Here is a 12,469-nt window from a genome sequence, read left to right as displayed (position 1 = left end):
TTTTACCCGTTCTGCAAATATCATAGACGTTACCTCCTAAAATGTATTACATTCAAGGGGCTTCGCCGCAAATTTTCAGATATTTGTCAAGTGTTTTTTAGAAAAAGTTACAAAAAAAGAGCAAGGTACATATTTCTATCTACCTTGCTCTGGAAGAAGTAGCTCTTTAATGCCTTAACTAAATGACATTGGGAAAATAGTTCCTCCCTTTTTGCAAAATATGTTATAGTATAGAAAAAACGGATTAAGGAGGAGATGAAAATGAGGAAGCGACTTGCAGTATTGTTTTTGAGTCTGACGGTAACATTAACCGGGATATCTGCACCTGTTATGGCAGAAGATTTTTCTGATTCTGCTGTTGTGGCTGAACAGGAGACGGATACAGCAGAAATTACGTTAGAGCCAGAAACAGAAGAAGCACAGGAACAAGAGGCAGATGTCAGTGTTGAGAATACAGAAGATGAAGAAGAGGAAAATGCGATAACTTCGGACGATGCTGAAGAGAATCCATCTGAAAGTGAAGAAACGGATCTTTTTACTTCTGAAAATACGGTAGATTCAGTGGGAACTACGGGTGGAAATATCAACTGGAATTATCCGGATGGGCTGATTCCTACAGATACGGAGATGGCATCTGAGGGCTGTGTTCTGGTTGGTGTTTTGGGAAGCTATGTTACGGACGCACAGAATGCACTGAAACTGATCAATCAGTATCGTAAGGAAGCGTGTGATAAGGGGTATCCGGATCCAAGAGATTCCGGTCGGAAACTTACTTCTGCAGACTATGTACCGATCAAATGGTCATCCGATCTGGAATATATTGCCCGTATCCGTGCAGCAGAAGCATCTGCCGTACTTGGACATACAAGACCAAATGGAGAAAGCTGCTTCAGCCTGACATCTCCGAATGGAATTGACAGTTGTGCAGAAGTGCTTGCATGGAATAGTTTTTCGGATTCCATGTTGACGGGAATTCAGCAATGGTATATGGAAAAGGATGACTGGGTAAACAGGAATGAAGATGCGGTAACAGGACATTATACATCTATGATCGATCCGGATAATCTGTATGTGGGAGTTGGCTGTTTCCTCAGTGATACTGCAGCTTATGCAAATTCGACAGCAGGGGAGTTTTCTGGCTATTCTGATCTGGATGAGACAAAAGCCCCATCTATGAAGGACTATATACAGGTGATTGAAGTGCAGCGTTCGGGATTGGAAACACAGCTTATGCTTGCGGACGCCAAGATAAAGACAGGGAAGACAACAGAAGCAGTTCTTGCACTGGGAACAGAGGCCAACTGGACTTTTTGCCTGGATGGGATTACGGCAGAAAAAGTTACATGGTCATCCAGTAATGCCAAAGTAGCGACAGTTGATCAGGAAGGAACTGTGCGGGGAATTGCATCTGGTAAAGCGACGATTACTGCAAATGCGGGAAACGGGATCAAAGCTTCTGCGACGATCACTGTAGAAAAGCAGACAGTTAAACTTAGCAAAACAAAAATTACGATTGGAAACTGCACGTATACAGGAGCCAATGTAAAACCATCTGTAAAGATCACCTATGGCAATCAGACTTTAAAAGTCGGAAAAGATTATACGTATACCTACACAAAAGCATCACAGACCGGTAAGACTATTAAGGTGACAATCAAGGGAAAAGGGACTTATACAGGAACTGTGACCAAGACTGTAAAAATCTCCGCAAAATCAATCAGTAAGGTAACGGTTAAAGGAGTTCCGATCACAAAAACTGCAACTGGTAAACAAATTCGTCCGACGGTTGTTGTTTATGATGGCAAGAAAAAATTATCAACATCTGATTACAAGGTGACGTATGGCAAAAATACAGCACCTGGAAAAGCGACGATTAAGATTTCAGGAAAAGGAAATTATAAAGGATCTGTCAGCAGGACTTTCTACATTGTACCAGGTAAGGCTGCAATCAGCAAAGTGACGGCGGGAAAAAAGAAATTTACTGTTTCCTGCAGGAAGATGTCTGGTGTAAGCGGTTATCAGATTGCCTATTCTACAAATAAAAATAAGCAATATCGATATGTAAATGTAAGTGCACAAAATGCAAGCATGACTATTACGCAGCTTACATCCCAAAAGACTTATTATGTGAAAGTAAGAGCATATAAAAAGATAGATGGAAAAACATTATATGGAAAATACAGCACGATTAAAAGCGTAAAAGTAAAATAGAAAGAATGTAAAAAGAAGAGAGTCGAATCAGAAGATTCTCTTCTTTTTATATAAAAAATAAAAAGAACCAGAATGTGATTTCTGGTTCTTGAACAAAAAAAGAGCGATAGACGGGGCTCGAACCCGCGGTCTCGACCTTGGCAAGGTCGCGCGTTACCAACTACGCCACTATCGCATATGTCTTGTGAAGAAGTGTGTTCCTCATCGACAAGACATATAATACCAGATAAAATTGTAGTTGTCAAATGTTTTTTTGAAAAAATTTAAAAAATTTATAAAAAAATTTTATCTGGCATTTTTAGAATGTTTTAGGGATGATAATAGCGCAGAACATGTTCTGGATAATGCTGATCTCCGTAGTCCCAGGGACCGGCAGTCGCATAAAGAGGGTCTTCCTGTGAACGGGCAGTTTCACCGCTTGCCATTTCCGCGAATTTTTCTGAACTTGCCACGGACCAGGTGGTGATTTGGTTTTCTTCCAGATACTTGAAATAAACATCGGCACCAAAGTTGTACCCCTGAAGTGCGAGTTGTATACCAGAAATATCTTTTGGTCCGGTCACACCGGCTTTTTCCATAGAGTATTTCAGTTCCTGGATTCCACAGGCAATGGAGTAATCTGCATCTGTGATTCCATTCGGCGTCTGAGGATACCGGGTATTATATGCGCCTTCGGAAGACTGCATTACGTCAGTTCCCTGGCCGGAGCTTTCCTGCATCATAAGCGCAAGGAGCAGATCCACATAATCAGACATATCATAGGCAGCAGCAGCCTGTTCAACATCGCTGCGATAGGATTCGCAGGAAGCATTGATGTGATAGGTCAGGGCTCCCTTTCGAAGAGGTCCAACTCCGGAAAAAGCCAACAGCAGAATGGCAGCCAGAAGAAAAATAGAAAGCAGAAATATTTTTTGACGGCGTACCTGTCTGCGACGGTTTAGTAGACGCTGTTTTTTTGCATTAGGTGTTAGTTGTCTTTTGTATGTTTTCATAATTCATATTGTAGCCTGTAAACAAGATTTTGAAAAGAAAAGAATTCTAAGGATTTTCTTAAAATTTCGTGAAAAAACTGTGTAAATTTGAAATTGAACATTTCTTGTGCTAGAATAAACCGGAAGTATGCAAGAGATGGGGAAATGAAAAGCAATAGAAATGAGGTGGAAACCTATGAAAAAAAGAGTATGTGCAGTCCTTCTGGGAACTGTCCTGACCTGCCATGCATCGCTGACTTATGGTGCTGTGCAGGATTACGAGACAGTAACCGAGGCAGATCACAAAGCCGATAAAGCAATACAGGTATTTGAGACGGAAGATGGAAGTGGGAATACAGTAAAGGTTGCTGCTGTACAGGATTCTTTATATGTATCCGCGAAAAGTGCAGGAATTTATTCAAAACCTGGAGAGGGCAGTGATAAACTGGCAGATGTAGGTTTAGGAGATATACTGGAACGTACTGCGGTGTGCGATAATGGATGGAGCAAGGTATCCTGTGAAACGGATGAGGGAAATGTGATCGGTTATATTCAGAATCAGATGCTCAGCGAGAACGATGAGGTTCAGGCTGCAGATGAAGAGGCAGAGGTGATAAGTGACACGACGGTACTGGATTATCCGAGCAAAAAAGATGGTGAAGAAGTAGGGGAAGTCCTGGAAATGGATCAGGTGAGGCAGACTGGTACAGTAGATGAAGTCTGGAGCAGGATTACATACCAAAATGCGGATGGTTCAGAAGCGGAAGGCTATATTCCGACAAGCTGCCTTAATCTTTCTGATACAGAGACGGCGGGCGAGGATACGATCGATACGGATAAGGATGCCGGTACCCTGCATGAGGGCAGTGGCGAGGGTGTGTTTGCAGATGCTCTCGAAGAAGCTGCTCCAGATGTGACTGAGCAGAATGGTGTGCAGATCGGTACACCGGTTGCGGCTTCTTCGGATGCAAATCTACAGGATCTGGGCGTATTCAAAATCACACATTATTGCCCATGCAGTATCTGCTGCGGTCCGTATGCAAATGGCATTACATCTACTGGCGTTACTGCAACTACGAATCATACGATTGCCGTAGATCCTACAGTGATTCCATATGGAAGTAAAGTTGTGATCAACGGACAGGTTTACGTAGCTGAGGATTGCGGTGGTGCGATTAAGAAAAATCGTATAGATATTTATGTGGCTACGCATGCAGAAGGTGAAGCAAAAGGCACCTACAATACAGAAGTATATCTAATCAAGTGATATAGCATGGCATTCAAAATAGTTTTGTGTGCATGACGGAATCATTTTTATGTGAAAACAAGGCAGGAATCCTGAATGTTCGGGATTCCTGCCTTTGAATATCTGTTAATTAAAAATTTGGAAATAGTTGCGGTTATCTTGCCATTGTATAGATTTTTTCCATATCTTTCATATTCAGCTGTTTGAAAATGCCGATAGTGCGTGTGTCTTCAAAACTGCATTTAAAAGCAAGTTCATGAATCTGTTCATCTGTCAGGTCAAGTCCAAGCTCGTGCAGGCTGGTAGGCATATGAATGGAACGGAAAAAGTCTTCCATTGCTTCAATACCGGCAAGCGCGGTATTTTCATAATCAGCATAACATGGAATATCAAAAATATTCGTAGCAAACTGTGCAAAACGTTCTGGATTGGCATCATACACATAGCGGGCCCAACTTCCCCAGATAGCAGCAAGTCCGGCACCATGTGTTATATCATAAAGTCCGCCAAGCTCATGCTCCAGCTGATGACATGCCCAGTCACCGCCACCAGTTCCGCAACCGGTCAGCCCATTGTGAGAGAGACTTCCGGCCCACATGATCTCGGCACGTGCATTGTAGTTACCAGGTTCGTTCAAAAGAATGCGTGCATTATAAATGACTGTCTGCATCAATGATTCGCTGATGCTGTCTGTGATTTCCATTGTTTCAATATTGACAAAATAACGTTCCATGGTATGCAGAAGGATATCTACACAGCCGCTTTCTGTCTGGTATTCCGGTAAAGTATAAGTAAGTCTCGGGTTCATCAGAGTGAATTTGGGGCGGCAGAGATCACTGCGGGTACTTCCGCGTTTCAACCAGCCGTCTTCATTTGTGATGACACAGGAACCACTCATTTCGCTTCCGGAAGCTGCAATTGTTGGAATAGCACCGATTGGAAGACAGGCTGTAGGGATTTCTGTTTTGAGAAAAAAGTTCCAGACATCTGTCCAGGGATTGGCAACACCATAGCCGATTGCTTTTGCAGAGTCAATAACGCTTCCTCCGCCGACGGCCAGAATGAAATCTACGTGTTCTTTCTGGCAGAGAGCAATTCCTTCACGTACTTTTGAAAGACGGGGATTCGGAACAACACCGCCCAAAGTAATGAAATCAATTCCGGCATCGGTAAGACATTTGCTGATTTCGTCGATCAGACCGGATTTTACAGCACTGTCACTTCCGTAATGAATGAGAACTTTGTGACAGTCATAATCTTTTAAGATATCTCCTGCTTTTAAATGTGTATCTTTTCCAAAAATCACTTTTGTGGGTGTATAATATTCAAAACTTCTCATGATAGTTGAACTCCTTGTTTATGATCAGGCATAATACAATAAAAATATAGCATAATTGTAACAAAAATTACAGAAAAACCAGCAAAAAAATTAAGAAAAAAGAAAAACATGTATTTAAAAAGTTATACGAGACAAATTCTCTTGAGAAAATAACAGGAGTCAAGTATAATAAAAAGGCAGAAGAAACAGAATAAATGCTGAAATTTTTTGCAGAATAGTGTATAGTAGTTAAGAAGTTGCTGTGGACAAAGAAAACAGTAACATCTGGAACGCAGGAAACGGTTATGTATATTATAAATCAATGAGAATTTCAGGTGATAAAATGGAAAATGTAATCATTATCGGTGGAGGTCCTGCCGGGATTTCTGCAGCATTATATACAGCCAGAGGCAATCTGAATCCGCTGTTGATCAATAATGGAATCGGTGCATTGGCAAAAGCTGAAAAAATTGAGAATTACTATGGCCTGGAACAGCCAATCTCAGGAGAAGAACTCTATGAGAGGGGGCTGGCACAGGCGAAAGCACTTGGTGTCCGTGTGATCGATGCACAGGTACTTGGAATCAGTGGGTTTGACACTTTTTCGGTACAGACAACAGCAGGGACTTATGACACAGTCAGTGTGATTCTGGCGACTGGTGGCAAACGTACAGCACCTTCTATTCCGGGAATTCGTGAGTTTGAAGGAAAGGGAGTCAGCTATTGTGCTGTTTGTGACGCATTCTTTTATCGGAATCGAGAAGTGGCGGTGCTTGGAAACAGTGATTTTGCATTGCATGAGGCGGAGGAACTGCGAAATGTGACTCCATCTGTAACAATCTATACCAATGGCAGAGAACCGGAGTTTTCCAAAGCACACCCAATCGCAGTCAATACCATGAAGATTCAGGCAATCGAGGGCGAAGATACTGTTTCAGGGCTTCGGATGGAAACTGATGTTTCTGCATCCGAAGATGGCAGCGAGACTGGCTCTTTTTATCCGGCAGATGGTGTGTTCGTCGCATTGGGAACAGCTGGCAGCACAGAAATCGCGCGTCAGATGGGTGCAGAGTTGACAGATAAGGGAAATATCAGGGTTACTCCGGAGATGGAAACTACGATTCCGGGACTTTTTGCGGCAGGAGACTGTACGGGAGGACTGCTCCAGGTATCCAAGGCAGTGTATGAAGGCAGTATGGCTGGCATCAGCGCGGGAAAATATATCCGCCAGAGGAGGGCAAAAGCCTGATCTATAAATAATAAAAATACAAAATAACAGTATATACAGAAAAGGAGAGTTATTATGGCAAAAACAATTACATCACAAAATTTTGAAGAAGAAGTATTAAAATCAGAAAAACCGATCCTGATCGATTTCTGGGCAACCTGGTGTGGACCGTGTATGCGTCAGGGACCAATTGTAGAAGAACTGGGAGAAGAAGGCTATAATGTGGGTAAGATTGATGTTGATCAGGAAATGGGGCTCGCACAGCAGTTTAAAGTTATGAGCATTCCGACTCTTCTGATCTTCAAAGGCGGACAGGAAGTGCATCGTCTGGTAGGTCTGACATCCAAAGAAGACCTTAAGAAACTTCTGGATGAATAATACCGGGAAAGGTTTGTTATATTCATGAAAATCTTACTTGCAGCATGCAATGCAAAATATATTCATTCAAATCTGGCTGTATATGATCTGAAAGCATACTCTTCTGACTACGAAGAATATGTGCTTCTTCGAGAGTACACGATCAATCAGCCCAAAGATGAGATTCTTAAAGATATTTACAGCAGTGGAGCAGACGTTGTCTGCTTCTCCTGTTATATCTGGAATGTTTCTTTTGTGAGGGAACTGATTCGTGATCTGGCAAAAATACTTCCGGATACCGCTTTCTGGGCCGGAGGACCGGAGGTTTCATATGATGCCGAAAAATTCCTGACAGAGATGCCGGAGATAACTGGTGTGATGGTAGGAGAAGGTGAAAAGACGTTCCATGATCTTCTGGAATTTTACATAGACGGGAAGGGAAGACTTGAAGAAGTTCCTGGGATCGCATACCGCAGCGGAGTCGAAATTCACCATAACGGATGGCGGGAACTGATGGATTTAAGTGAGATTCCGTTTGTTTACGAACATCTGGAGGATTTTGAAAACAGAATCATTTATTATGAGAGCAGCAGAGGCTGTCCGTTTTCCTGCAGTTACTGCCTGTCCTCTATTGATAAAAAGCTGCGTTTTCGTGATCTGGAACTTGTAAAAAAAGAACTGCAGTTTTTTCTCGACCATAAAGTGCCTCAGGTGAAATTTGTTGACCGTACGTTTAACTGCAAACATGAGCATGCCATGACTGTCTGGAAATATATTCTGGAACATGATAATGGGGTGACGAATTTTCATTTTGAGATATCAGCAGACCTTCTTCGTGAAGAAGAAATAAATCTGATGGAACATATGCGTCCGGGTCTGATTCAGTTAGAGATCGGTGTACAGTCAACCAATCCGGAAACAATCCGTGCAATTCACAGACATATGGATCTGGATAAACTGGAACGATGTGTAGACAGGGTACACAGCTTCCGCAATATTCATCAACATCTGGACCTGATTGCGGGACTTCCATATGAAGACTATGATACATTTCATCGTTCATTCAACGACGTATACCGCATGAAGCCGGATCAGCTGCAGCTGGGGTTCCTGAAGGTCCTGAAGGGATCTCTGATGCAGAAGGAGGCAGAAGGTTACGGAATCGTTCATAAAGAAAAAGAACCGTATGAGGTGCTTTCCACAAACTGGCTTTCCTATGGAGAAGTCTTGAGACTGAAAATGGTAGAAAGTATGGTGGAAGTGTATTATAATAGTGGGCAGTTCCAACATACGTTAGAATATCTGGTTCCGTTTGCCAAAGATGCTTTTACATTCTATGAGCAGCTGGGAGCTTTTTATGAGAAGAAAGGTTACAGTGAAATCTCACATTCCCGAATGCGTCGATATGAGATCCTTCTGGAATTCTTAAGAGAAGAGACCGAAGTGCCGACAGAGACAGCAGCGCAGAAGATGCTGTATGACCTGTATCTGAGAGAAAAACTCAAAAAACGTCCGGCATTTGCATTGGATCAGAAACCATATGAGACAGCGGTGTGGAATTACAGAAAGAGTAACCAGATTCCCAAAACCGCACATATTGAGGTCTTTTTGGATGGGACGACGGTTCTGTTTGATTATGAACACCGTGATCCGTTGTCAAATAATGCACATACAGAGACTATTCAATTATAAAATGATTCAGTTATAGATGATAAGAGGTGACAGATAACATGGGAATATTTGATCCGAAAAAAAGAAAAATTATTACAGCTGTGATTGCAGTGATTCTGGTTCTGGCAATGGTCGTTCCAAGTGTGCTTTCCATTCTGTTATAAACAGAAGCTGAGAATGATAAACACTGGAGGGAAAATATGAAATTAGGACAGCAGGCATTAGAGGCACTGCAGGCAGAAATCACAGGAAGACTCCGACCGGGAGATGATCTGGTGGTAGCAGGAGAGACGGGAATATCCGGTACTTTACAGTTGATCGGGCAGGAAAGAGAGGTTCTCCGCAATTACTTTTCAGAAAGTTTTCTTTGCATGGGAGCAGATACATTAGAAAAATGTATGATTTCCAGAGAAGAGACCTGTTGGGAAGATTCCAGAATATCTGCTTTATATTTTACCGAAAATGGCGGGATATTAAGTGGTCTGTGGAAGATGGCGGAAGCCTCAGGCGTTGGGCTGGATGTGGATCTTCGCAGGATACCGATTCGACAGGAAACGATTGAAGTCTGTGAGAGAGTGGGTGTGGATCCTTATAAGCTGGAGGCAGAGGGATCCGTGCTGATTGGTACTGCGCAGGGAGACGCACTGGTGCGAGATCTGGAGATGAGCGGAATTCATGCAGCTGTGATCGGACATGCGGATGGTGGAAATGACCGTATCCTTCACAGTGGAGAGATTATAAGATATCTGGAACGTCCAAGACTTCATTTATCAGAAATCATATCTGGAAAGGACAGAGAAAAAGAACATGGCAAAGCTTAATATTGTACTGCTGGAACCAGAGATTCCGGCAAATACAGGAAATATAGGAAGAACATGTGTGGCAACGGACACGAAATTGCATCTGATCGAACCTTTGGGATTTAGTCTCAGTGAAAAAGCACTCAAAAGGGCCGGCATGGATTACTGGAAAGATCTTGATGTGACAACATATCTGGATTATGAAGACTTTGTAGAAAAAAATCCAAATGCAAAGATTTATTATGCAACGACGAAGGCGCTTAAGACATATACAGATGTACATTACGAAGAAGACTGTTATATCATGTTTGGAAAAGAAAGTGCAGGAATCCCGGAAGAAATTCTCATGGAACACAAAGATAACTGTGTGCGTATTCCGATGATCAATGAGATACGTTCACTGAATCTCAGTAATTCCGTGGCAATTGTACTTTATGAGGCATTACGTCAGAATAATTTTGATCATATGCAGCTTCAGGGACAGCTTCACAATCACACATGGGAATAAATGATAGTTTATCATACAGAAAAAAGGCAAAGTGGAGAAAACTCTACTTTGCCTTTTCTAATGTAAAAATAAATTCTGTGCCAACACCTTCGGTGCTGATTACATTGATGTGTTGTCCATGAGCATGAATGATTTCCTTGACAATTGCCAGACCAAGGCCGGTGCCTTTTTGATCTTTGCCGCGGGACCGGTCAATCTTGTAGAAACGTTCCCAGATTTTCTGGAGGCTGGCTTTTGGGATTCCTATTCCGTGATCTTTGACAGAAACAAAAATTTTGTCATTCTTTTCTGTGGTCTCGATCGTAATCGTGGAATTGTCAGGACTGAATTTAATCGCATTGCTCAGGAGATTGTAGAGAACCTGTTGAATCTGTTCCATATCAGCCTGGGCCATTAGCTTTTGCCCGGACAAGATCAGCTCCAGAAGAATGTTTCTGCTGGTACAGGAGCCTTCAAATGAAGCTGCAGTAGCCTTGATGACACTGTTGATATCGAATGGCTGAACGTTGAGCATACGTTTCTGGATATCCAGTTCGTTCAGTGTCAGAAGACCACGGGTAAGTTTTTCCAGACGTTCTGCCTCATAGGAAATGATCTTGAGATATTTTTCCTGCATCTCGACAGGAATCGTACCGTCAATCATGGCTTCTACGTAACCTTTGATCGAGGTAAGCGGAGAACGGAAGTCATGCGAAATGTTAGAGATAAACTGTCGCTGATATTCTCCGTTGCGGTTTAATTTGTCTGCCATATAGTTCATGTTCTTTGCCAGATAGCCGAGCTCGTTCTCAGAATCAAGGGGGATCCGGTAAGACAGATTTCCGTTGGCAAATTCCGAAGCAGCTTTGGTGATCTCTTTGAAAGGTATGCGTATGTAATGATTGTACCAGAAAAAGAGTACGAAAGCTATGACAAGGTAAGTGCAGATATACAAAAGCTGCATGATCCACAGCAGTGTGCTGCGGTTCTGATACAGATCGCTCATAAGATAATGGATAGCGACATATCCCCGTGTTGTCATATCTTCTGTGATTGGAGCGATGGCACTCATACGTGTTTCCGGGAAATATCCGTAGAAATCACCGACCTGGTAGTAATTGCTTCCCCATGAGGCAGGATTAAAGCCCTCGAAATCAATCGGATTATCAGGCGAAATGTCCTTGCGGGTGCTGAGGATGATCTGACCGTTACTGTTGATGATCCATATGATGGTGTCAGGATAACTGGCAGCCAGAGAAAGACTATCTCTTACTTCTTCCATATTGGAAGAAATGATATTGTTGCTGACCAGACTGCTTTCGGCTATGCGGTGTGCAGTCTGGTATATGTCAGAACTGATAGATTTCTCAAGACGGTTTTCGAGCAGATGCGAGCCGATATAAGTTATCAGAAAAAATCCAAGAACTCCTATCAGGATATAACCGGTAAAAAATGCCGTGGTCAATTTCTTTTTCATTTGTTTTTGACCTCAAATTTGTAACCAATGCCCCAGACAGTGGAAAGACTCCACTGCGGATGATCCTTGATCTTTTCACGGAGACGTTTGATATGGACATCTACTGTGCGGGTATCGCCGATATATTCATATCCCCAGATATGATCCAGAAGCTGTTCTCTGGTAAATACCTGGTTTGGAGATGCTGCCAGAAAATAAAGAAGCTCAAGTTCCTTCGGAGACATATCGATCTGCCGCCCCATATAAGTGACAGAGTAGTTGGTCAGATTGATCGTCAGGTCCGGGAAACTAACGCATTTTTCATCAGGATTGCTGGCTGGCTGACGGACTTTGAAGCGGCGAAGTACGGCACGGACACGTGCAACTAGTTCTTTGGTATCAAAAGGTTTGATAATGTAATCATCAGCACCGAGTTCCAGTCCAAGGACTTTATCAAAAGTTTCACCCTTTGCGGAAAGCATGATGATCGGAACGTCAGAGGTATGACGGATCTCCCGGCAGACCTGGTAGCCGTCGATGCCCGGAAGCATCAGATCAAGCAGGATCAGATCTGGCCGGAAAGCGGAAAACTCTTTTAAAGCCTGTTCTCCGTCGTTGACAATTCTGGTTTCAAAACATTCTTTTGTAAGATATAAAGAAATCAGTTCAGCAATGTTGTTGTCATCATCTACGATTAAGATTTTCTGTTTTGTTACCATAATAT

11 protein-coding genes and 1 tRNA gene are annotated in these 12,469 nt (G+C 42.6%); 7 read left to right on the top strand and 5 right to left on the bottom strand.

The genetic code is table 11. The features are described 5' to 3' along the window. Positions 1-261: 261 nt before the first annotated feature. Positions 262-2,211, top strand: coding sequence for a CAP domain-containing protein (locus KQI91_RS10490; protein ID WP_216392726.1), 1,950 nt, complete (start codon positions 262-264; stop codon positions 2,209-2,211). 102 nt (positions 2,212-2,313) lie between these two features. Here the strand turns inward: KQI91_RS10490 and KQI91_RS10485 are convergent. Then, a tRNA-Gly gene (locus KQI91_RS10485) sits at positions 2,314-2,386 on the bottom strand. 133 nt (positions 2,387-2,519) lie between these two features. Then, complete coding sequence (locus KQI91_RS10480) at positions 2,520-3,203, bottom strand: lysozyme family protein (RefSeq protein ID WP_216392725.1); 684 nt, start codon at positions 3,201-3,203, stop codon at positions 2,520-2,522. A 175-nt stretch (positions 3,204-3,378) separates the two neighbouring features. Here KQI91_RS10480 and KQI91_RS10475 point away from each other — a divergent pair, with 175 nt between their 5' ends. After that, the gene (locus KQI91_RS10475; RefSeq protein WP_216392724.1) at positions 3,379-4,449 is read left to right on the top strand and encodes a 3D domain-containing protein; all 1,071 of its coding nucleotides are present in this window, start codon (positions 3,379-3,381) and stop codon (positions 4,447-4,449) included. A gap of 133 nt (positions 4,450-4,582) precedes the next feature. Here the strand turns inward: KQI91_RS10475 and KQI91_RS10470 are convergent, their stop codons facing one another. Then, the gene (locus KQI91_RS10470) at positions 4,583-5,767 is read right to left on the bottom strand and encodes an iron-containing alcohol dehydrogenase (RefSeq protein ID WP_216392723.1); all 1,185 of its coding nucleotides are present in this window, start codon (positions 5,765-5,767) and stop codon (positions 4,583-4,585) included. Positions 5,768-6,089: 322 nt separating this feature from the next. Between KQI91_RS10470 and KQI91_RS10465 the strand changes: the two genes are divergently transcribed. The 5 genes from KQI91_RS10465 (at position 6,090) to KQI91_RS10445 (ending at position 10,310) form a co-directional block, all read left to right on the top strand. Next, positions 6,090-6,995: an NAD(P)/FAD-dependent oxidoreductase gene (locus KQI91_RS10465; protein WP_216392722.1), complete on the top strand. Its 906-nt coding sequence runs from the start codon at positions 6,090-6,092 to the stop codon at positions 6,993-6,995. 54 nt (positions 6,996-7,049) lie between these two features. Then, positions 7,050-7,352 (top strand): thioredoxin, encoded by a 303-nt coding sequence (gene trxA / locus KQI91_RS10460; protein WP_216392721.1) that lies wholly within the window; start codon positions 7,050-7,052, stop codon positions 7,350-7,352. Between the two features lie 24 nt (positions 7,353-7,376). Then, a complete protein-coding gene (locus KQI91_RS10455; protein ID WP_216392720.1) occupies positions 7,377-9,023 on the top strand; it encodes a B12-binding domain-containing radical SAM protein in 1,647 nt (548 codons plus the stop codon). 179 nt (positions 9,024-9,202) lie between these two features. Then, positions 9,203-9,823, top strand: a complete 621-nt coding sequence (locus KQI91_RS10450; RefSeq protein ID WP_216392719.1) for an AIR synthase-related protein — start codon at positions 9,203-9,205, stop codon at positions 9,821-9,823. Next, entirely contained in the window at positions 9,810-10,310 is a 501-nt protein-coding gene (locus KQI91_RS10445; protein ID WP_216392718.1) for a tRNA (cytidine(34)-2'-O)-methyltransferase, read from the top strand. Before KQI91_RS10450 ends, KQI91_RS10445 begins: the two co-directional genes overlap by 14 nt. Before the next feature lie 43 nt (positions 10,311-10,353). On the opposite strand, the gene KQI91_RS10440 is transcribed toward KQI91_RS10445, so the two are convergent. Both KQI91_RS10440 and KQI91_RS10435 read right to left on the bottom strand, forming a co-directional pair. After that, positions 10,354-11,766, bottom strand: coding sequence for a sensor histidine kinase (locus tag KQI91_RS10440; RefSeq protein WP_216392717.1), 1,413 nt, complete (start codon positions 11,764-11,766; stop codon positions 10,354-10,356). After that, positions 11,763-12,464: a response regulator transcription factor gene (locus KQI91_RS10435; protein WP_216392716.1), complete on the bottom strand. Its 702-nt coding sequence runs from the start codon at positions 12,462-12,464 to the stop codon at positions 11,763-11,765. Before KQI91_RS10435 ends, KQI91_RS10440 begins: the two co-directional genes overlap by 4 nt. Positions 12,465-12,469 lie beyond the last annotated feature (5 nt).

This window comes from Blautia sp. MSJ-19 (assembly GCF_018918125.1).
Taxonomy (GTDB): Bacteria; Bacillota; Clostridia; order Lachnospirales; family Lachnospiraceae; genus Blautia_A.
Note: the sequence above shows the minus strand (reverse complement) of the source record. Positions and strands in the feature narration are given on the sequence as shown.

What these genes read in the sequence shown, in the direction of transcription:
- KQI91_RS10490 (WP_216392726.1), top strand. Translation starts at nt 262, where the DNA reads ATGAGGAAGCGACTTGCAGTATTGTTTTTGAGTCTGACGGTAACATTA.
- KQI91_RS10480 (WP_216392725.1), bottom strand. Translation starts at nt 3,203, where the DNA reads ATGAAAACATACAAAAGACAACTAACACCTAATGCAAAAAAACAGCGT.
- KQI91_RS10475 (WP_216392724.1), top strand. Translation starts at nt 3,379, where the DNA reads ATGAAAAAAAGAGTATGTGCAGTCCTTCTGGGAACTGTCCTGACCTGC.
- KQI91_RS10470 (WP_216392723.1), bottom strand. Translation starts at nt 5,767, where the DNA reads ATGAGAAGTTTTGAATATTATACACCCACAAAAGTGATTTTTGGAAAA.
- KQI91_RS10465 (WP_216392722.1), top strand. Translation starts at nt 6,090, where the DNA reads ATGGAAAATGTAATCATTATCGGTGGAGGTCCTGCCGGGATTTCTGCA.
- trxA (WP_216392721.1), top strand. Translation starts at nt 7,050, where the DNA reads ATGGCAAAAACAATTACATCACAAAATTTTGAAGAAGAAGTATTAAAA.
- KQI91_RS10455 (WP_216392720.1), top strand. Translation starts at nt 7,377, where the DNA reads ATGAAAATCTTACTTGCAGCATGCAATGCAAAATATATTCATTCAAAT.
- KQI91_RS10450 (WP_216392719.1), top strand. Translation starts at nt 9,203, where the DNA reads ATGAAATTAGGACAGCAGGCATTAGAGGCACTGCAGGCAGAAATCACA.
- KQI91_RS10445 (WP_216392718.1), top strand. Translation starts at nt 9,810, where the DNA reads ATGGCAAAGCTTAATATTGTACTGCTGGAACCAGAGATTCCGGCAAAT.
- KQI91_RS10440 (WP_216392717.1), bottom strand. Translation starts at nt 11,766, where the DNA reads ATGAAAAAGAAATTGACCACGGCATTTTTTACCGGTTATATCCTGATA.
- KQI91_RS10435 (WP_216392716.1), bottom strand. Translation starts at nt 12,464, where the DNA reads ATGGTAACAAAACAGAAAATCTTAATCGTAGATGATGACAACAACATT.